Source organism: Streptomyces sp. NBC_00239 (assembly GCF_036194065.1).
Classification (GTDB): domain Bacteria; phylum Actinomycetota; class Actinomycetes; order Streptomycetales; family Streptomycetaceae; genus Streptomyces.
The window spans coordinates 567,019-585,711 of sequence record NZ_CP108095.1; the positions used below are offsets into that span (position 1 = coordinate 567,019).

Below are 18,693 nucleotides of genomic sequence, written 5' to 3' on the forward strand. Positions count from 1 at the left end.
CCGGAGCCGGGCTGCCCGGGGGCGGCTCGGCTCCGGCCGGTGCGGGTGTTCAGCGGCCGGTCGCCCCTGCCGCGGGGCGCGGGGCGGGGAGCTGCTGGGTGATGCAGTGGATGCCGGCGTCGCCGGTGGCCAGGGTGGTTGCCTCGACGCCGACGACGCGGTGGTCGGGGAACGCCTTGGCGGCCGCTTCCAGCGCCTCGTCGTCCCTGCTCGTGCCCGCCAGCGGCATGACCACTGCGCCGTTGGCGATGTAGAAGTTCATGTAGTTCACGACCGCGTCCTGGCCGTGGACCCGAACCGGCTGCTGGGGAGGCAGTTCGAGGATCTCCAGGCTGCGTCCGGCCGCGTCGGTGGCGGCTTCCAGTACGGCGCGGTTGGCCTTCAGCCGGGCGTGGTCGGGGCGGGCGGCGTCGCCGCACGCCTCGACCAGGACGCGGCCCGGTGCGATGAACTGGCACACGTGGTCGACGTGCCCGTCGGTGTCGCCGGCGAGGTGGCCGTAGGGCAGCCAGATCACCTTGGTGGCACCGAGCAGGGCCTCGAACTCGGCCTCGACGTCGGCGCGGCCGAGCCTGGGGTTGCGGTTGGCGTTCAGGACGCACTGCTCGGTGGCGATCAGGGTCCCTTCGCCGTCCACGCTGATGGCTCCGCCTTCGAGGACCGTCATGGTGGCCCGGCGGTCGATGCCCAGGACGGGCAGCAGACGCTCGGTGATCCGGTCGTCCTGGGCGTACGGGTGGAACCGCTCGCCGAAGGAGTTGTAGCGGAAGTCCACACCGATGCGGCCTTCCGGGCCGTGGACGACGATCGGTCCGGTCGCACGGAGCCAGGCGTCGTCCATGGGGATGTCCACCGTGGTGATGTCGACCTCGCACAGGGCCCGTACGCGTTCGGCCTGGCCGGGCAGGACGAGTACGGTCACCGGTTCGAAGGCGGCGATGGCCCGGACGATCGCGGCGTACTCCCGCTCGACGTCGGCGAAGCTCTCGCCCCACAGCGACGCGTGGGGCGGCCAGGCGAGCATGCAGGCCTCGTGCGGTTCCCACTCGGCCGGCATCAGGAGCCCGGTCACGGCGCCTGCCTCCCCGCGGGGTACGACCTCACGGCCTCCTCGGCGGCGTCCCAGTCGCCGTCGAAGCGGGCGGCGAGGACGTGCAGCCAGCGCTCGATGCCGAAGGCCACGCAGGAGGTGTGGGCTTGCTCGCCGGCGTACGCGATGTCGGCGCGGTCGCCGAAGAAGTTGCGGTGGTAGTTGACCGAGGCGATCGCCAGGCCGCCGTCGGCGACGAACTCCTCCTTGGTGGGGAAGAGGCGCTGCATGACGGCCCGGGAACCGTTTGCGTCGAAGAACGGGTCCGTCGCGACCTCGGTCGTCAGGTCCAGGCCCACGTGGGCGGCGAAGTCGAGGATCAGGGCCTTGTGGGCGGTGAGGTGGTCCTTGACGGTTCCGGCGTCGCCGACGGCGATGATCTCGCGCATGGTGAAGCCGTGCAGGCGGCGCAGGCCCTCGTAGTGCGTCTCGCGCCGGAAGCACTGGGCGATGGTGGTGAACCTGACCGGCTCGTCCAGCCGGGCGCCGGACAGGGACAGGTAGGCGTTGTAGCAGGCGGCCGAGGGCAGCACGAGGCCGGCCTCGGCGAGCTGGTGGCCGCCGAGGGTGGTGCCGGGCTCCGCCGGGTGCGTGGGCAGGTCGGCGGCCGCGTCCGTGTTGACCGGCGCTGCGGCCAGGACCAGGTGCGGGAAGTTGGTGAAGTAGTCGAAGCGGGCCAGGTCGGCGACCGGGATGAGCGGCGGGTAGAGGACCTCGGCGGCGTCGGCGGCAGCGGCCCAGCCGGTGAACACCGCGTCCAGTGCGGTCCGGAGGCGGACCGCCTCGGGGCCGAGGGTGACCAGGCCGTCGGTGACGTCGACGGGCGCGCGGAGGCCGGGATCAGACGTGCGCATGGCCGGCCTCCGTGAGCAGTGCGTTGATGCGTTCCAGGGTGCGGAAGTTGTTGACGTCCGTCGTGGCGAGGTCGACGGGCTCGCCGGTCAGTTCCTCGATGAGCAGCAGGAACTCGACGAAGGCCAGCGAGTCGAGGATCCGGGCCTCGATGAGGTCGCGGTCCCAGGCGATGGTGTCAACGGAGGCGTTGAGCTTCCGGAGGAAGTCGAGGACGGTTTCCATCGATGCGTGCGTTGCGGCCGACGCGTGCGTTGCGGCCGACGCGTTCGTGGACTCGGCGTTCTCAAGCGCTGACATGGTCGGTCCCCCAAGACGTGCTGAACATTTCACTGGCGACGAAGAACCGGTCGACGCGCGCCATGAGCTTGACGTGGAAGGCCTCGCGCACGGGGTGCGACATTGCCTGCCTGCGGAGGGCGAGGGGGTTCTCGGCGCCGCAGTCACGGAAGATCTGCGGGTTGTAGAGGCTGCGCACGGAGTACGTCATGTAGTCCTTGACGTACTTCTCGATCTCGTCGCGACGGCCCGGGTCGGCGGCCAGGGCGCGGTCGTAGAGGCGCTTGACGAGCTGCTTGCCGAAGGCGACGTGGCGGCTCTCGTCGTGGTGGTGTGCCGAGTGGATCTCGCGGAGGATGTCCGGGATCAACGGGTCCTTGCCCATGCGGCTGTTGTAGTAGTCGAAGATCTCTTCGAAGATGAGGATCCGGGAGAAGACGATCACGTCGTCCCACAGGTCGCCGAACCCCTCACGGCGGAGCGGGGACGCGGCCTCGGGGTAGATCCCGCCGGTGTACCGGTAGCAGAACTCGGCGAAGAACCACATGTGGGCGTTCTCTTCGCCGATGAAGTGGTGCAGGTACTCGTTGTAGTCGGCGAAGTCGGGCGTGTGGATGCGCTTCGCGACTTCGATCATCAGCTCGCGGATGCCGTGCACGTGCAGGCTGAAGAAGTTGACCGTCTCGTACCGTGCGAGGGCCTTCAGCGTCTTCTCGTCGTCGATCAGACCCGTGCCGGAGACGGTGAGGTAGTCGGGGTTCATCCACCACTGGTCCTCGGGCACGGTGTCGGGCCAGGAGAACTTGGTGTACGGGTTGTAGTAGTCGTCGCGCGACTTCTCGGAGAGTCGCGCGAGCATGGTGCTGAAGCCGGAATCGTCCATCGTAATGCGATCTTTCGCTTGGTACTGGTACTGGTACTGGTGGTGGTGCTTGGCGGCCGCCGGTTCGGCGGCCGCGGTCATGCGTCGGAGCCGGAGCCCGTGTCGCTGCCGGCGTCGGCGCCGATGCCGGAGCCGGAGTCGGAGTCGGCCAACGCGACGAGCGAGCGCTCCAGATCACGGAGGAAGGTCTCCATGACCGCCTCGGGGACGTGCCGGACGTCGCAGGTCAGCGAGAACTCCAGGTGAGCACCGCCGCCCTCGCCGCCGTCCAGGCCCTCGTCCTCGCCGTCGTCGACGATGAGGTAGAAGGGTTCCTCCTCGGTGACCGGGAGCCACGTGAAGGCGGTGTGGGGCAGCAGATCCGCAGCGGACACGTCCCGCCGTACGGCCGTGTCCGCGGGCAGGGTGCGCCGGTCGTTGATGCAGTACGAAAACGTCAGCGGTGCGTCCGGGCCGCCGCCCAGGTCGGCGAGCAGCCGGTTCATGCTGTCGGCGTCGCATCCTGAGTTCTGGAAGGCGGTGATGGCGGCCAGCCAGGAGCGTTTGACCGCCTGGAGCAGGTCGGCGCCCACGAGGTCCACCGAGAAGTAGGTCTCCTGCATCAGGGTGGCGATCGTGGTGCGGCTGTCCCGGCCGAACCGCTGCGAGCTCGTGAGGTGCAGGTCGACGCGGTTGCTTCCGGTGAGGTCCCGCAGCAGCAGGGCCGTGGCGCCGACGATGACCGCCGCCACGCTCTGGCCGGTGCGTTCCGCGATGCGGGTGGCCGCGTGGTGGGCGGCGCGTGAGCGGAGGGAGGCCTGTCGGTACGCCGACTCCTCGGGCAGGTCCGCCACCGCGGGAGGCAGCGCGAGGGGTGGCCGGTCCCGGTAGAGGGAGGCCACGTGGGCCAGGGTGCGGTCGCGCTTGCGGATGCCCGGGGGCGACTCCTGCCACGCGGCCAGCCCTGCCGAGGTCATCGCGTCCGGCGGCAGCGGTGGCAGCGTGCGGCCGTTGCGGAAGTACTCGGTCACCTCGACGGCCAGGTGTTGCAGGGCGTACCAGTCGACCGCCATGTGCGAGAACACGTACACGCCGCCCCACACCCGGCCGTCGGTGACCAGAAGGACCAGGCGCAGGGGGAGTTCGTCGGCGAACGCGAACCGCCGGGTGGCGAAGTAGGCCTTGAGTGCGGCGATTTCCTCGCCCGTGGTCGTCGGGGTGTCGACGAACTCGACGGGCAGTTCCCCTTCGGTCAGCACTCTTTGCACGACCCGGCCGCCCGGCTTCGCGGGGAACACCGAGCGCAGGGATTCGTGGCGCGAGAGGAGGAAGGAGAGGGCGTCGAGGCATTCGTCCTCGGTGGGGCGGACGCCGGGCGGCACGCGGAACTCTTCGACGACGTTGTAGACGTGGTCGTGGGGTGCCGCCTTTTCGATCAGCGCCCAGATTTCCTGCTGGCTCCAGGTCAGTCCGGCTTCGACGGCGCGGTCGCCCTTGAAGGGGGCGCGCCGCACCCGGGCGGGGAGGGGCTGTCCGCTGTGGTCCCGGTCGGCGTTGGTGAGGCCGTCGGCCAGGGCGTCCGGGGGTGTTCCTGCGTGGTCGTCGTCGCTCGCGGAGCCCCGCGACGCGGGGTCGTTCAGTGGGGAGTTCAATCCTTCGTCCTTCACTCGCGCGGCAGGCCTAGTCGGGGCGCCGCGGTGTCGGCTGGATCACGGGAAAGCGGGGGGATGCGATGTGCAAGGTGTCAAAGACTGCTGATCGCAGCCGTACCTGTCCCACTCCCCCCGACCCGCCGATGCGAAGATCCTACGAGATGATCTAGTAATCAGCGCAAGTCTTCCGGCACACTTCTGATCAAGAAGGAATGCCTGCCGTGCCGGCGTGCAGTGCCCGGCAGTTGGGCGGAGCGCGCACAGGAAGACTGACCATGCACAGTGACCCGGCAATCACCCTCAGGCGTGCCCACAGAGGAGTCATCGCCACGTTCGCCCTCGTCGGCGTGGTGAACGGGATCCTGGCGGCCAGACTGCCCGGCCTGGCCGCCAAACTGGGCCTGGACACCGGCGATGTGGGGCTGGTCATCCTCTCCTGGGGCGTCGCGGCCACGGTGACCATGCAGTGCATGCGGTGGCTCGTCGCGGCCCTGGGGAACCGGCTGTTGCTGCGCGTGGGCACGCCGTTGGTCACCGTCTCCGTCGGTCTGATCGGCCTCAGCCCCTCGTTTCCGGTGCTACTCACCGCGGCGGCCGGCTTCGGAGTGACCTCCGGCATCGCCGAGGCGATGATGAACGCCCAGGGCAGCCTGGTCGAACGGCGCGCCGGGCGCCCCCTGATGAACGGCTTCCATGCCGGGTGGAGCGCCGGTGCGGTCGCCGGCGGGCTCCTCGCCGTGCTGCTGGCCGCACTCGACGTCCCGTACACCGCCTCGGTGTTGGGGGTCGCCGCCGTCGCCTTCCCCCTCGCCCTGGCGGTGGGCTGGACGTACCTCGACGAGCCGGCCGAGGAGGAGGAAGCCGACGAGCGGCGCAAGCTGCCCGGCATCGTCTACCTGATCGGCGCCGTGGCCTTCATGGCGCTCCTCCTCGAAGGGCTGGTGGCGGACTGGAGCGGCCTCCTGCTGACGCGGGAGCTGCACACGACCGAGGCCGTCGCCGCCCTCGCCTACCCGCTCTACGAGGTCGCCACGTTCACCGGGCGGCTCTTCGGCGACCGGCTGCGCCTGCGCTTCGGCAGCCGCTCGCTCCTCGCGGCCGCGGGCGCAGCGACCGCGGCCGGAGTGCTCCTGGTGGTCGTGGCGCCTTCCGCGGGCTGGGCCATCGCCGGGTTCGGCCTGACGGGACTGGCCGTGTGCATCGTGGTGCCGCTGTGCATGTCGCTGGCCGGAGCCCTCGTCCCGGGCCGCTCGGACGCCGCCATCGCCCAGGTGTCGGCGATCGGCTATGCCGGGCTGCTCGTCGGCCCGGTCCTCATCGGCTTCGTCGCCGAGGCCACCTCGCTGCGCACCGGGATCGCCACGGCGATCGGCGTCGCCCTGTTCATCACGCTCGGCGCGAGCCGGATGCCGCGCGGTCTGCCCGCGGCCGGGTCCGGGTCCGAGGCGGAGCGGGCCGGGGCGCCGGCCGCTGCGGCGCCGGGGCGCAACGGCATCGAGGTGTGATTCTCGGGCCCGCCCGCCGGGCCCGGCCGGTGCCGGGCCCCCGCACATCACAGCCGCGCCCCCGGTACGGCAGCAGGGCCCGGACCGCGCGTCGCGGTCCGGGCCCTGCCCCGTGCGGTGCCGCCCTGCGGCGGCGGTGCGTCAGCTCTGTGCGGTGTCGTCGCCGGTCTGTGCGGCGTCGCCGGCCGCGCCCGCCTTCTCGCGCATCTTGCGCACCAGCTCCGCCTTCTGGTCGGCCGCACTCTGGCGGTCGAGGTTGCGGTGCGGACCGTTGTTCTGCCGCTCGGCGCGGGACTGCTTCTTGCGCTGGCCGCCGCCCTGGCCGACGGGGTTGTTGATGTTCTTGCTCACGGTCATTGGTTCTCCCGGAATGATGTGAAGTGATCTACGGATTCATCGGTGGGGGACGGGCGGCGACGTCGAAGGGCGTCAGCAGGGCCCGTCACGCTCTCACTCGTAAATCGGCCTCTGGAAGAACATGACCACGACGTTACCCGACTCCGTCGGCCCCGCACACCAGGTTCTTCGCCGGACCGGCGTCGGCCGGGCCTCCGGCGAGTGCCCGCGCGGGCGCTCCCGGGGCGGCAGCGCTGCTGCGCCCCTCGCGTGCACCGCCCTGCGTCACGAGCGGCGGTCGCGCATCCTCCCGACCGACTGGAGGGTCCGTACGGCCGCGGCCTTGAGCCCCGGCCGCTCTCGTACGAACCTCCGAACGGCACTCGACGGTTCGCGGCTGAGCCAGTGCAGAGCCGCGCCGGGCCGGGCCCTGAGCAGGACCGCACCTTCGTGGACGGTCAGGTCGCCGGTCTTGAGGGAGTCCTTGTACGCGGCGTCGCCCCGGCCGAGGTCGAGCAGGCCGATGCCGGCGTCGGCGGCCGCCTCGATCAGGCGGAGGGCGAGCAGCCGTCCCGGGGAGAACGTGTCGAAGCGCCGGTCGTAGGCGGGGAACCAGTACGACAGGACGGTGCGCGAACGCAGACCGAAGTGCGCGGCGACGGGCCGCTCGCCCGCGTAGAGCACCGACAGCAGGCCCGAGCAGGCGGGTGCGTCCGTGCCGGCGAGCGTGCGCACCAGCCCGCTGATCCACTCCTGGGCGAACCGGTCGCGCCGTCCCGTACGGCGGTACTGGGCGGACTTCCACCCCATGAGCGCCCGCAGGACCGCCTGGTCCCGCTCGTCGAAGACGAAGCGCAGCGGCCCCACCTGCCGTGCCAGGCGGCGTTCCTGCGCCCGGGCCGACTTCAGGAACGTACGGGAACCCGCCCGCAGCCGGCTCTCGTAAGCGGCGTACCCGTCCGCGAGGTCGACGACGGGCGAGGCGAACCGGCCCGTCGCGAACGGCAGGAACAGGTCCTGGCCGCTCTCCAGGTGGTTGAACTCCCAGACGGACAGCGAGCTGGCGCGCAGCAGCGCGTGCGGGTCGACGCTCACGCCGGGGCGCAGCACGGCGCCCTGGCAGTCGGACACGCCCAGGCCGATGGCGCGGCCGCGGCCCCACCGGCCGCGCTCGAAGGGGAAGAATCCGGCCGGTTCGCCGTCCTGGCGCACGACCGCGACGCGGGCGCCCGGCCGGACGCTGCCGACGGCCCGGCAGAACTCCGGGCTCATGAAGGGGTTGGCGACGGCTGCCGTGCCGGCCCGCAGCTCGCCCCACAGCGCCACGTCGGCCGCACTCATGTCGGCGGGGTGCATCACGTCGATGCGCTGTGCGGTCACTGCAGCTCCTGGGTTGTCTGAGGGCCCGCCGGGTCGCGGCGCGCGGCTGGCGTGCCGTGACCCGGCGGGGCGGCGCGCGGCGGGTCGTGGGCGCACGGGCAGGGCGCTGTCCCTGCCGGGTCCCCGCTCGGGGCGGGCGCCGGGGCTGTGAGGGGGGAATCCGGCGGGGGCCGGGGCGGGCGCCGGGGCTGTGAGGGCGGATTCCGGAGGGCCGGGGCGGGCGGCTACGGCCCGGCGACGGCCGGTTCCCCGGACCGGCTCGGGCCGGCGGACCAGCCGGGCGGGCCCCGGCGTACCACCGCATCGGCCAGCAGTACCTCGTGCGGTGACGCGCCCCCGTCCCGCCGCTCGCGGCCGACGGGGGGCCGCGGGTCCTGCGGGCCGTTCGCCGCGGTCCACGGGACGAAGAGGGACCGCAGGCGTACGGCCAGGTGATCGAGCCGGTCGTGTACCGCGGTCCCCAGCCACGAGCAGGAGATCTCGGCGGCGTGCAGGGCCCAGCCGACGACGAGGGTCAGCGCGGCGTACGACACGCCCCACGGGCCGTCGTGAGCGAGGGCCACGGAGGGGGTCGGGGCGTCGCCGAGGTGCCCGAGCCACCAGCAGGTGGCCGCCTGGGCGAGGACCATGGCGCTCAGGCCGGTGCTCAGCGAGCGCTGTCGCCCGGCCCGCGGCAGCGCCACGGCGAACAGCACCGGTACGGCGACCAGGCACGCGGTCGCCGACAGCATGCCCCCGAACACCAGCCGGTTCCCCACGGCCGCCAGCGCGGCCGCCACCACGGCGAACGCGGCAGCGCGCGCGACGCCTCTTCCGGACCCCGTGGTCGAACGGGGAAGGGAAGGCGAGGGGCACTGATGGACGCGCGCCGTCATGACAGGACCCATCCTCGGTGACCGGACGGCCGACGCGCGCGGGAATACGACGACCGCCCTATCCGAACCTTCGCTCTAGCACGGCTCCCAACGGGGCAAATGGGGCGTCCCGCAGGACCCTCAGTCGGCGCAGCGGGTCCTCGTACTTCCCGGAGGTCACCGGGCGCTCGCGGCGGGACGCACGACGATCTCGTTGACGTCGGCCCCGGCCGGCTGAGCGACGGCGTAGGCAATGGCCTCGGCGATGGCGGACGCCGGCAGCGCCACGGCGCGATAGGCCTTCATGGCCTCCCTGGCGACAGGATCGGAGATCCCCTCGGCCAGCTCGGACTCGGTCACGCCCGGAGAGACCAGAGTGACGCGGACCGAGCCGTCCGACTCCTGGCGCAGGCCTTCGGATACCGCGCGGACGGCGAACTTGGTGGCGCAGTAGACAGCCGCGGTGGGCGACACCTCGTACGCACCGACGGAGGCGACGTTCACGAAGTGCCCGCCGCCCTGGGCGCGCATCACGGGCAGGGCAGCGGCGATCCCGTGCAGCACGCCTCGCACGTTCACGTCGATCATCCGGTCCCATTCGTCGACCTTCAGCGCTTCCAGCGGCGAGAGCGGCATCACCCCGGCGTTGTTGACCACCACGTCCACTCGGCCGCAATGCTCCCGGGCGGCGGCCACGAAGGCCCGTACATCGGCGGCGTCGGTGACGTCCAGCCGCCGGAAGGCCGCGGTGCCACCCGCCTCCTCGATCTCCCGGCTCAGCGCATCGAGCCGATCGGTGCGCCGTGCGCCCAGGAACAACCGGTGGCCGTCGGCAGCGAGCCGCCGAGCCGTCGCCTCCCCGATCCCGCTGCTGGCTCCGGTAATGGCCACGACCTTGGCTTCGTTCCTCATACCTGCCCCACTCCTCGTTCGAAACGGATGGCTCCGCCCGACGAGTCTGTGCAAGCAGAAGCCGGCCAACCAGGACGCACCACACCCAGGCAGCACGCCTCCCCCACCCCTTAGCCTGTCGCCATGACGGTGACCGGCAACCTCCTCGGAGAGTTCCTCCGCGCGCGCAGGGCGGCCCTGGGGCCGCAGGACGTCGGCGTGGCGAGCCACGGCGTACGCAGGGTCGCCGGTCTGCGCCGCGAAGAGGTCGCCGCCCTGGCCGGAATGAACACGGACTACTACGCATCACACCGGACGACCCGCGCCTGCGGTCCCTCGTCCACACCCTGACCGCCCGCAGCCCTGACTTCGCACGCCTGTGGACCACCCATGACGTCCTGAGCAAGACCCAGGACACCAAACACCTGCACCACCCGACGGTCGGCCCCCTGACCGTGACCTACCAGTCCTTCGACGTGCGCGCCGCCCCGGGCCAACAACTCGTCGTCTACCAACCCGATCCCGACGACCCCACCGCCGAAGCCGTCTTCCGGCTCGCCGTTCGAACCGCGGGGCCCCTGCCTGGTGACGCCGCCCGGTAGGTGGCTCGGAGTACTGGTGGTGGGGTGGTGCGTCGCCTCGGAGGCACCTGAGGCCCGTGCAACCGCCGACCCGGCGCTGCCGACGGCTGTACCGCCAACTCCGCTGCACTGCACGGGAATTGTCTTGCCGATCGGGTTTCGTGTGGAGTGTTCATGGCGAAATACTTCAACCATGGGCTTATCGCCGGTTGCCGGCCATCCTGCTGTCGCTGTATTCCGAGAGCCCCGAGGCGGGCGGCCCGTCCCGCTCTTGGGTCCACGGGTCGACCGCGAGGCGAAGCGGACCGCGCGCGTGCTGGCCGCGGTGTCGACCCATGGCAGACCTGTCGAGCGCACCGTCGCACTGCGGCAGGCTGCCACGGCCGCCGGTGAGTTGGCGGCCGCGCTGTCGGATCTGGCCCCGGCCTTGGTCGGTGAGGGACTGCCGGCGGAGTCGACCAGTCAGTCGTTCTTCCGGGTCCGCGAGGGGGAACTGTCGGATCAGCAGGCTGCCCTGCACGGTGTCCTGGTCGTCCACCGCGGTCTGGAGGATCTGTGTGATGCTCCGCTGTCGGGTTCCGACCTGGCGCTGGAGGTGACCGGGATGCGGCAGTCGGTGCTCGACCTCACCGGCGCAGCACCGGGCGCAGACCATGGCTCCGTCCAGCCGGTGGCCGTCCCCGAGGCCGGTGCGGGACCGTCGTCGGAGAGTGTGTGGAGTGCTCGGTGGCTCATCGGGCACCAGGTCCATGTCCTGTTCAACATCTGCGCCGCGGTCGCCGTGGCCGACGCCACCGACTCTCTGCGGCTCGGCGACGGCGATGCCGCGCTCACGCGGCTGGCCGATGCGACGGTCTACGTGCGCGGCTTCCCCGCGGCGATGGCCCACGCCAGTTCGATCCCGGCCGACTACTACATGGCGGCGATACGCCACACCATGGCACCTCCGTCGGTGGACGTCCCGTTGAGCGGGCGCCAGCACCGCGGATACAAGCTGTTCCGGGCGGCGATGAAGGACCTGCTGTCCGTGGTTCCCGATTCCCACGAGCACTTGGCGGCCCGCGCCCCGGAGCTGGCCGAGGCACGGGACGCTCTCCTGGAAGCCGACCTCGTGGACGGTGAACGCCACGTCACCCTCGCGTACTCGATGGTGCACCTGCGTCGTTCCATCGCTCAGAAACCCGAAGGCCCCGACAACGCCGTCGCCGAACTACGGCTCATGCGCCATCGCCGCGCGGCCCAGTACGCCTCGCTGATCCGATTCGGGGACCACTACATCGCCGATGCCGTGGCCGGCCTTCGCCACTCGTGAGTCCGCGCGTCCGCCGCCCACACCCCCGGCAGGAGACTCCCATGCCCGAGACGACGCCCGACACCACCCGTAGCACCGTCCTCGCCGCAGACCGGAAACTGGACCCCGCCGATGCCGACGCGTGTGACCGCCTGGCCCGCACCCTGTGCAGCCGCGGGCACGACCAGGTCGACAGCCCCGAGTGGGTGGCCCGGGCCCGGGACGCCTGGGAAGGCCTTCCGCTACCGCTGCGCCGTGAGGTGCGCCGGTTCCGAAGGCATTCCGGCCCGCACGGCACCTTGGTGATCGGCGGCCTGCCCGTCGATCAGGCGGCCCTGCCCGCGACACCAACCGTTCCCGGCTCGGTCCAGCGCCGGGCCACCGTCTCGGCCGCGGTGCTCACCATGGTGGCCTGCGGGCTCGGCGAGCCTCTCGCCTACCGGGCTGAGAAATCCGGCGCCCTCGTGCAGGACGTCGTGCCCGTGCCCGGGCAGGAGAGCTTCCACGGCAACGCCGGTTCGGTGCCGTTGTCCTTCCACACCGAGAACGGCTTCCACCCCCACCCGCCCGACTTCGTGGTCTTCCTGTGCCTGCGCGCCGACCACGACCGGATCGCGGGCATGCGCATCGCCGGCATCCGCCGAGCACTGCCGCTCCTCACCCCGGCCGGCCGCGACGCCCTGTTCGCACCGGAGTTCATCACCACACCACCGCCCTCCTTCGGCCCCGACGCTGCCGCGACGGAGACCGATGTCAAGCCCCGGCCCGTGCTGTCGGGAGCAGCCGAGGATCCCGACATACGGATGGCCCAACTCGTCACCACCCCGCTCACCCCTCGGGCCGCCGCGGCGCTGACCGAATTCGGCCGCGCCTGCGAGGCGACCGCGCGCACCCTTCGCCTGAATCCAGGCGACCTGGTCGTCATCGACAACCGCGTCGCGGTCCATGGCCGCACCGCATTCCACCCCCGTTACGACGGAGCAGACCGCTGGCTGCAACGCACGTACGTCACCACCGACCTGCGCCGCTCCCGCGACCACCGCCCCCACGACGGCCACGTACTTGCCCACTGACCGGCCACACCGCCGCCGTGCCGCCGAGGGGCACGACCCTGAGGCCGCCACGCGAACCGCCGGCGTTCCGATGGCAGTCCGACCACGTCGAGCGGTCGCGCTCTCTCGACGAACCGCCGGTGGGGCCGCTCGTCGTGATCGAGGCCGAGCGGATCGTCTACACCGAGCACTGGCTGCGGCGCGAGGGGTTCTCGCCGCGTCACTTCTGGACCCGATCGGACCGGTAGCCGGGATCCACCGGCCGGTTGACGGGCGCAGCGCCTCCCTGCCTACCGAAGGGTAGTTATATTTTGAGCGGCCCAGCTCACTCGTCGAGTGGGGTGCGCGGGCCTCAACCATGGGAATGCAGCATGAAATTGACACACCGTCGAGGCGGATCCTTGCTGTCGGGGCTGACCGCGGGGATGGCGGCCACCGCTCTCGTCTTTGGGCTGGCCACGTCGGCCGGTGCCGCTCAGCTCCCGAGTACGGCGAGGGCCGGAGTGAAGCCGGCGCCCACCGTCTCGGCGCCGAAGGTGAAGCCCGGACGGGACATACCGCCGATCTTCTATTTCGGCACCATCAACAGCTTCGGGCAGAACGCCGAGCACGAGCGGATCACCCGCGCGGCGCTCGCCTGCGCGCCCGGCACCGGTCCCGGCGCGGCCGGTACGTGCTTCCAGCCCGGCTCTCTTCGCCAGCTGGCAGGAGCGAACGGGACGACCGGCGCCATCGGTGCGCCGGACATGGACGAGACGCTCACCGAAGCAGCGCACTGCGACGGCGCCGACTACCTCAACGCGGCCGGCTACCCCCGGACGCGGGCGCAGGCCACATCGGTGCTGCTGACGTGCATCGCGCACCTCAAGGGCCAGTTCAACCACGGGGTGGACCGTGCGGCCGCGCTCGTGAACACCGCGGGCACCGTCAGCTCCTCCGACACCGACCTCTCCTCCGACTGCACCTTCGTGCTGGGCGTTGCGGGCCGCGGCAAGTGCAATGCCATCGAGGGGTTCGGCCGGGCTCTGCACGGGACCCAGGACTTCTACTCACACAGCAACTGGGCGGACCAGTCGGACAGCAGGTCCGCCCTCGGCATCAACAACCCGCCGGGCCTGGCCCGTACCGGCGCGGCGCCGTTCCTCCGGATGGACGCCGCGGCGCCTTCGGCCTCCGACATCCCCGGTGACCTCACGACGGGCTGTTTCAGCCTCAATCCGTGGGGCTGCGGGAAGCGGATCACGCACGGCGTGCTGAACAAGGACAACGGGATCATCAACGCCGCCACCGGGGAGGCCACGTCCCCGACCACGCCCCGGGGGCAGGTCGCCGGCAACTTCAACGCTGCCGTCCAGGCGGCCATCGCCGACACCCGCTCCCAGTGGACCGGCTTCCGCAGCACCCTCATCGCCCGGTACGGCACCGCCCGGGGAGAGCGCATGGCGTGCGCCATCACCCAGGACAACCCGGTGCGCGACTGCCGCTAGCGTCCACACCAGGGCGACCTCGGCGCGGCGAGCAGCACCTTCGCGGCGGCACGGCCGCGCCGACCGACGTGAGCACTGCCACCGGGACGATGTCCGGTGTCGCGCTCACCACCACGTCCGCGCCCGAGTCGGCGGCGGCCCGCCGGCAACCGTGGGTGTGCCCTCGTGCCTGCGTCGGCCGGCACGGGGCACACCCGGTCCCCCGCGCGGCCCGCACCTGCGGGAACGCGAACCGCAGCTCGCGCCGAAGAGCGCCCGCGCCGTCCGGAAGGGCGGTCGGAGCCAACTATTCGCGCGTCACCCGGGGTTGTTTATCAAACGGGTCGACCCGTATCGTAAATCGGTATGAGCTCCGTTCCGTCCTCCAGGGGACGTCCCAGGGATCCCCGCTCGCACGAGGCGATCGTCGGCGCGGCCACCGAGCTGCTGATCGAAGTCGGTTACGCCGCGACATCGATCGGGGCGGTGGCCTCCCGCGCAGGTGTCGGCAAGGACACGGTCTACCGGCGGTGGCGGGGCAAGCCGGAGCTGGTGTTCGAGGCCGTGTTCACGACCACCGACCACGCACCGGTCCCGGACACCGGAACGCTGGACGGGGACATGACCGCACTGCTGGGGGGCCTGATCGACGAGTTCCACGCACCTGCCGCCGCGGCGGCGCTCCCGGGGCTGCTCGCCGACTTCGCCGCCGATCCGGTGCTGAAGGCCCGCATCCGCGGCGACTTCCTGGCCCCCTCGAAGGAGCGGTTGCAGATCGTCTTCGAACGTGCCGTGGCGCGCGGGGAGATCGCGGCCGGCACACCCGTGGACCTGGTCCTGGACACGTTGGCAGGAGCCGTGTTCTTCCACGTCGGTCTGGTCGGGGAACACCCCGACCGCCGGCTGGCCGGCCGGCTGGCCGCTGTCATAGCCAAAGGAATCGAGATCCGATGAACGGCTGGCTCCTCGCAGCGGGCATCACCGCGTTCGGTGTGGCCGTGGCGCACATCGTCGGCGGGCACCGGGACGTCGTGCGCCCGCTGCTGTCCTGCGGACTCGCAGACGAACCCAAGCGCGTCCTGCATGCCGTGTGGCACATGGTGAGCGTCGACCTGGTGCTCTCCGCAGCCGCCTTGGTCTACCTCGCGCTGGCGGACGATAGGTCAGCGACCGGCCCGATGGCGTGGTTCGTGGCCGCGCACTTCGCCGCGTACGCAGTCGCCTTCCTGGTCGTCACGCTGTCGGTCGGCTGGCCGAAGCCCCTGCTCCGGCTGCCGCAGTGGATTCTTCTCCTGCCGGTCGCGCTCCTGACGGCGGCGGGTGCCGTGTAGCGACGAGCCCGCCGGGTGTACGGCGTAAGTGCCTAGCGTTCCCGGCCGCCCTCGGCGAAGGAGTCTGCCGGGTTCGCGCCGCTGCTACCGGATGGCGGAGGGGGTGACGCCTGCTCTGGAGCGGCAGTCAGGTGGCCCTTCTCCGCCTCGCCGCAACGCTGTTGTCGCAAGCGACTCGTCCGCCTCGCCGGACAGGACGCGGTCTTTCCGGCCGTGTCGGTGTAAGGGTTGCGATGACCGGGCAGCAGACGCAAGGGCGTTGTGGTGGGTACCATCCGGCAGCAACACACAAGGGAGCGTGACCTGCCATGGCAGACGAAGGCGAAGCGAACACCCCCATCCAGAGCATGTACGAGCAGCGGTTTGCCGCTGACCTGGAGAAGAACCTCAGCGAGCAGGACCACATCGTCGGACAGCTCGCCGAGCTCCAGACGCGGCTGGACCAACTCCGGTCGGAGGAGACGTGGCTGACCCGGATGCAGGGAGCGATGCCGGCTCCGCCGGTGCCGCAGCCCGCGAGCGAGGAGGCAACCGCCGAAGCGGAAGACTCCGCACCTGCATCCGTGCCCGCACCCGCCACCGGGCAGGTTCAGGCAGCCCTGCCCCAGCCCAGGCAGGAGGAGCCCACGAGCACACCGGCCCCGGCCCCGGCCCCGGCCAAGACCGCAGCCAAGAAGCCCATCAAGAAGTCGGTGTCCAAGACTCCGGCCGCGGCCGGTAAGGCACCCACGAAGACGCCGGCGAAGCGGACCCCTCGCCCGAAGGCGACCAAGGCGACCAGGGCAACCAGGACGGCCAAGGCCTCCACCACCACCGCACCTACGCCTGCGCCGGCGCCCGCGCCCGCGCCGGCCGCAGCGAAGAAGACCGCGAAGCCCACGCTCGGCGCGCTCGTCGAAGTCATCCTGAACAAGCGCGCCGGTGAGCCGTTCAAGGTCAGCGAGGTACGCACCGAGCTCGGGGCCGCCCACCCCGAGCGCTCGACCTCCGACCAGGTCGTGCGCAACACCCTGGAGAACCTCGCCAAGAAGGGCAGCATCGAGAAGGAGAACCAGCGCGGGGTGGTCCTCTTCACCAAGCCCGCAACCACTGCTGCACGGCGCGACACGGCGGCCAAGACGGCCACCGCGGCGCCCGACGCGGTACCGGTCGAAGCCTGAGGGCCCACCACCGGTTACGGTCCAGCGGCCCCTCACCCGTTGGTGTTCCCTGGCAACGCACTGCAAGCGCGCCACGGGAAGGGGCCCACCGGCCGGGCGAGCACTGCGGTCGGCAAGAGCCGTGGGCCGCATGCCGCCCGTTCACGGAGCGCTGCCCCATGCCGGCATTCCCGGCTGTCAGTTGAAGACGTCCAGGAGGTCGAGCCAGGAGCCGTCGTCGGCGGCGGGGCGGGGCCGCATCGGGAGCGGATCCGGGTAGGTCTCCGCCGCGGCCCGCGCGCGGACGATGTCGGGGCCGCCGCACGCCGCGACCGCGAAAGCGCCGAACACCTTGGCGAACGCGGCCGGGTCGCGGAACTCCACCCCGAAGGCGCGGCCGTCCCGCAGCGGCACCCACACCACCCGGTCGCGGCGTGTCCACTCCGGCACCGGCTGGTCGTCCGCGGTCGACCGCCCCTCCAGCCACAGCCGCGCCACGTGCAGCAGGTTCACCTTCTCCATCGGCAGCTGCTTGCGCCGCACCCGCAGTTCACGTGCCGTCAGTTCGACGCGCTGGTCCTTCTTCGGATACCAGACGACTCCGATTCCGAACGGCACCCACAGCAGGATCCCGATCATCGGCCAGACCAGAGCGTCGCCCCACGACCGGAGCACGCCGCCGTCCAGCAGGTACAGGACCCCGAACGCCCCGACCCACTTCGCCGTCATCCGCCAGAACCCGCTGCCCTGCCGGTACAGGACCCGTCGCTTCCCCGTCATCGCCATGCCCCGCACGCTATCCGCCACCCCGCAGCCCACCGCAGGCGCCCTTCGGCACCGTCGGCCGACGCATCCGATCCCACTCGGCCTCCGTCACCGACGAGTTCATGGCGGCCGTCTTTTCCTTGCGCTTTTTGAGCGTTTCCATGGTGTTTCAGATCGAACTGTCCCACATTTCAAGCTACCCTGGCCGCCTCACAGTCGAGTGTGACCGGAGTCGGCCATGAGCTGTTCCTCTCTTGCAGATTCGAGCGTTCTCAGACTGGTCGAGCCCGTTGTTCCACCAGTCGGCGACCGGGCCTTGAATGTCCCGCAGTCGGACGCGGCAAAGGCTAAGGCTGCGGCCGGAGTGACCGGCAACCAGCAACTGGCCCTGGTGGACAACGCGAATGTCCTCAGCCAGCTGACGAGTTTCATCCCCACGGAGACATTGGCCGTGTACGTCGCCGCGATGACGGCGCTGGCGGATCCCACTCCCGCTTCGGGCAAGCCCCTGTGCACGGCCGATTGGAACGGTCACTGGTGGTGGTCCCTGGCGTTGCTCGTCGCCACCGCCGCTCTGATCTCCGGCCTGAGCTACAGGAAACAGCAAGAATTGAGGAGCAGTCAGCAGGGAGTCAGGGGCAACAAAAAGGAAGGCAACGAAAAGGAAGGGGTCTTCAACTTCCCCTACGTTGAGGTCATTGCCGGACTGGCAGGTTTTGCCATTTGGGCGTCATCGCTCCCGAGTACGCCACTGCGGACGTTCTGCGGGTACGAGGCGAACGTATGGAGCCCGGTGATTCTACTGGCGGGCACGGTCGCAATTGCCAGCACCCTGCACATCACGGGGAAATCCGTGAACTGGGTCAAGGTCCTGAAGGCCTGATGCTCCGGCCGTGGATCACGATGGGGCATGAGGAACCGGTCCGGAGCGGGAACGCTAAGCGCAGATGCGCTTGAATGCACTCGCACCCGGCCGTGCACGGAACTTCACCTCGTGCCCGGCATCGTCGGTGAAGACGGCCTCCGTCTCGGACTTCAAGGTCATCGTGCCGCGCTGGGTGGGGTTGTCCCACCCCTCGGGCGGGTTTCCCGAGCCGCCGTAGAGGGGGGTGTGCGCTTCGAAGTACGTCGAGCCGATACGGGCTTCGTCGATTCCGCAATGCGTGTACAGCTCGAAGGGAATCGTCCGGCTGGACGGTGTCACCGGGCCGACGTCTGCGCGCTCGTCGGCCTGGGCACAGCCCGTGAGCACCCCGGCAGCCAGCGTGAGGGCGAAGATGATCCGTCCGGCTCTCTCAGTCATGGCCCTTCGACGCGCAGGCCGAGTCGGCGGTTCCACACATGGCGCGCTGCCTCTCTCGGGCCCC

The 18,693-nt window shown here is 70.9% G+C and carries 19 protein-coding genes and 2 pseudogenes; 10 read left to right on the plus strand and 11 right to left on the minus strand.

Annotation, left to right across the window (positions count from 1 at the left end):
- Positions 1–49: 49 nt before the first annotated feature.
- From OG764_RS02575 to OG764_RS02595, 5 genes are read right to left on the minus strand one after another with little or no spacing between them, the layout of a single operon-like run.
- Positions 50–1,072 (minus strand): agmatine deiminase family protein, encoded by a 1,023-nt coding sequence (locus tag OG764_RS02575; RefSeq protein WP_328966716.1) that lies wholly within the window; start codon positions 1,070–1,072, stop codon positions 50–52.
- A complete protein-coding gene (locus tag OG764_RS02580; RefSeq protein ID WP_328966717.1) occupies positions 1,069–1,944 on the minus strand; it encodes an aminoacyl--tRNA ligase-related protein in 876 nt (291 codons plus the stop codon). The genes OG764_RS02575 and OG764_RS02580 overlap by 4 nt, the downstream gene beginning before the upstream one ends.
- Positions 1,931–2,242, minus strand: coding sequence for an acyl carrier protein (locus OG764_RS02585; protein ID WP_328966718.1), 312 nt, complete (start codon positions 2,240–2,242; stop codon positions 1,931–1,933). The genes OG764_RS02580 and OG764_RS02585 overlap by 14 nt, the downstream gene beginning before the upstream one ends.
- Entirely contained in the window at positions 2,229–3,185 is a 957-nt protein-coding gene (locus OG764_RS02590) for a diiron oxygenase (RefSeq protein WP_328966719.1), read from the minus strand. The genes OG764_RS02585 and OG764_RS02590 overlap by 14 nt, the downstream gene beginning before the upstream one ends.
- Positions 3,182–4,735, minus strand: coding sequence for a condensation domain-containing protein (locus tag OG764_RS02595; protein ID WP_328966720.1), 1,554 nt, complete (start codon positions 4,733–4,735; stop codon positions 3,182–3,184). The genes OG764_RS02590 and OG764_RS02595 overlap by 4 nt, the downstream gene beginning before the upstream one ends.
- 275 nt (positions 4,736–5,010) lie before the next feature.
- On the opposite strand from OG764_RS02595, the gene OG764_RS02600 reads away from it, so the two are divergent.
- Positions 5,011–6,240 (plus strand): MFS transporter, encoded by a 1,230-nt coding sequence (locus tag OG764_RS02600; protein ID WP_328966721.1) that lies wholly within the window; start codon positions 5,011–5,013, stop codon positions 6,238–6,240.
- Positions 6,241–6,381: 141 nt separating this feature from the next.
- On the opposite strand, the gene OG764_RS02605 is transcribed toward OG764_RS02600, so the two are convergent.
- The 4 genes from OG764_RS02605 to OG764_RS02620 all read right to left on the minus strand — a co-directional run bounded on the left by OG764_RS02605 (position 6,382) and on the right by OG764_RS02620 (position 9,722).
- Positions 6,382–6,597: a DUF6243 family protein gene (locus OG764_RS02605; protein ID WP_328966722.1), complete on the minus strand. Its 216-nt coding sequence runs from the start codon at positions 6,595–6,597 to the stop codon at positions 6,382–6,384.
- 264 nt (positions 6,598–6,861) lie between these two features.
- A complete protein-coding gene (locus OG764_RS02610) occupies positions 6,862–7,956 on the minus strand; it encodes a GNAT family N-acetyltransferase (protein WP_328966723.1) in 1,095 nt (364 codons plus the stop codon).
- Between the two features lie 224 nt (positions 7,957–8,180).
- Positions 8,181–8,714: a hypothetical protein gene (locus OG764_RS02615; protein ID WP_328966724.1), complete on the minus strand. Its 534-nt coding sequence runs from the start codon at positions 8,712–8,714 to the stop codon at positions 8,181–8,183.
- Between the two features lie 273 nt (positions 8,715–8,987).
- Positions 8,988–9,722, minus strand: a complete 735-nt coding sequence (locus tag OG764_RS02620; RefSeq protein ID WP_328966725.1) for an SDR family oxidoreductase — start codon at positions 9,720–9,722, stop codon at positions 8,988–8,990.
- A gap of 129 nt (positions 9,723–9,851) precedes the next feature.
- On the opposite strand from OG764_RS02620, the pseudogene OG764_RS02625 reads away from it, so the two are divergent.
- From OG764_RS02625 to OG764_RS02660, 8 genes and pseudogenes are all read left to right on the plus strand, one after another.
- Positions 9,852–10,303 (plus strand): annotated as a pseudogene (locus OG764_RS02625) (MmyB family transcriptional regulator).
- A 250-nt stretch (positions 10,304–10,553) separates the two neighbouring features.
- A complete protein-coding gene (locus OG764_RS02630; protein WP_328966726.1) occupies positions 10,554–11,594 on the plus strand; it encodes a hypothetical protein in 1,041 nt (346 codons plus the stop codon).
- A 41-nt stretch (positions 11,595–11,635) separates the two neighbouring features.
- Positions 11,636–12,646, plus strand: a complete 1,011-nt coding sequence (locus tag OG764_RS02635) for a clavaminate synthase family protein (protein ID WP_328966727.1) — start codon at positions 11,636–11,638, stop codon at positions 12,644–12,646.
- Between the two features lie 59 nt (positions 12,647–12,705).
- A pseudogene (locus OG764_RS02640) lies at positions 12,706–12,873 on the plus strand (pyridoxamine 5'-phosphate oxidase family protein); the annotation flags it as partial.
- Positions 12,874–12,996: 123 nt separating this feature from the next.
- Complete coding sequence (locus OG764_RS02645; protein WP_328966728.1) at positions 12,997–14,112, plus strand: CinY protein; 1,116 nt, start codon at positions 12,997–12,999, stop codon at positions 14,110–14,112.
- Positions 14,113–14,457: 345 nt separating this feature from the next.
- The gene (locus OG764_RS02650; RefSeq protein WP_328966729.1) at positions 14,458–15,045 is read left to right on the plus strand and encodes a TetR/AcrR family transcriptional regulator; all 588 of its coding nucleotides are present in this window, start codon (positions 14,458–14,460) and stop codon (positions 15,043–15,045) included.
- Positions 15,042–15,422 carry a hypothetical protein gene (locus tag OG764_RS02655; RefSeq protein ID WP_328966730.1) on the plus strand — a complete coding sequence of 127 codons (381 nt, stop codon included), beginning with the start codon at positions 15,042–15,044 and terminating at the stop codon, positions 15,420–15,422. Before OG764_RS02650 ends, OG764_RS02655 begins: the two co-directional genes overlap by 4 nt.
- 308 nt (positions 15,423–15,730) lie before the next feature.
- Positions 15,731–16,582 (plus strand): hypothetical protein, encoded by an 852-nt coding sequence (locus OG764_RS02660; RefSeq protein ID WP_328966731.1) that lies wholly within the window; start codon positions 15,731–15,733, stop codon positions 16,580–16,582.
- Positions 16,583–16,759: 177 nt separating this feature from the next.
- Here OG764_RS02660 and OG764_RS02665 read toward each other — a convergent pair whose 3' ends face one another.
- Positions 16,760–17,347 carry a hypothetical protein gene (locus OG764_RS02665; RefSeq protein WP_328966732.1) on the minus strand — a complete coding sequence of 196 codons (588 nt, stop codon included), beginning with the start codon at positions 17,345–17,347 and terminating at the stop codon, positions 16,760–16,762.
- Between the two features lie 217 nt (positions 17,348–17,564).
- Here OG764_RS02665 and OG764_RS02670 point away from each other — a divergent pair, with 217 nt between their 5' ends.
- Positions 17,565–18,209 carry a hypothetical protein gene (locus OG764_RS02670; protein ID WP_328966733.1) on the plus strand — a complete coding sequence of 215 codons (645 nt, stop codon included), beginning with the start codon at positions 17,565–17,567 and terminating at the stop codon, positions 18,207–18,209.
- Between the two features lie 54 nt (positions 18,210–18,263).
- On the opposite strand, the gene OG764_RS02675 is transcribed toward OG764_RS02670, so the two are convergent.
- Positions 18,264–18,629 (minus strand): hypothetical protein, encoded by a 366-nt coding sequence (locus OG764_RS02675; protein WP_328966734.1) that lies wholly within the window; start codon positions 18,627–18,629, stop codon positions 18,264–18,266.
- Positions 18,630–18,693 lie beyond the last annotated feature (64 nt).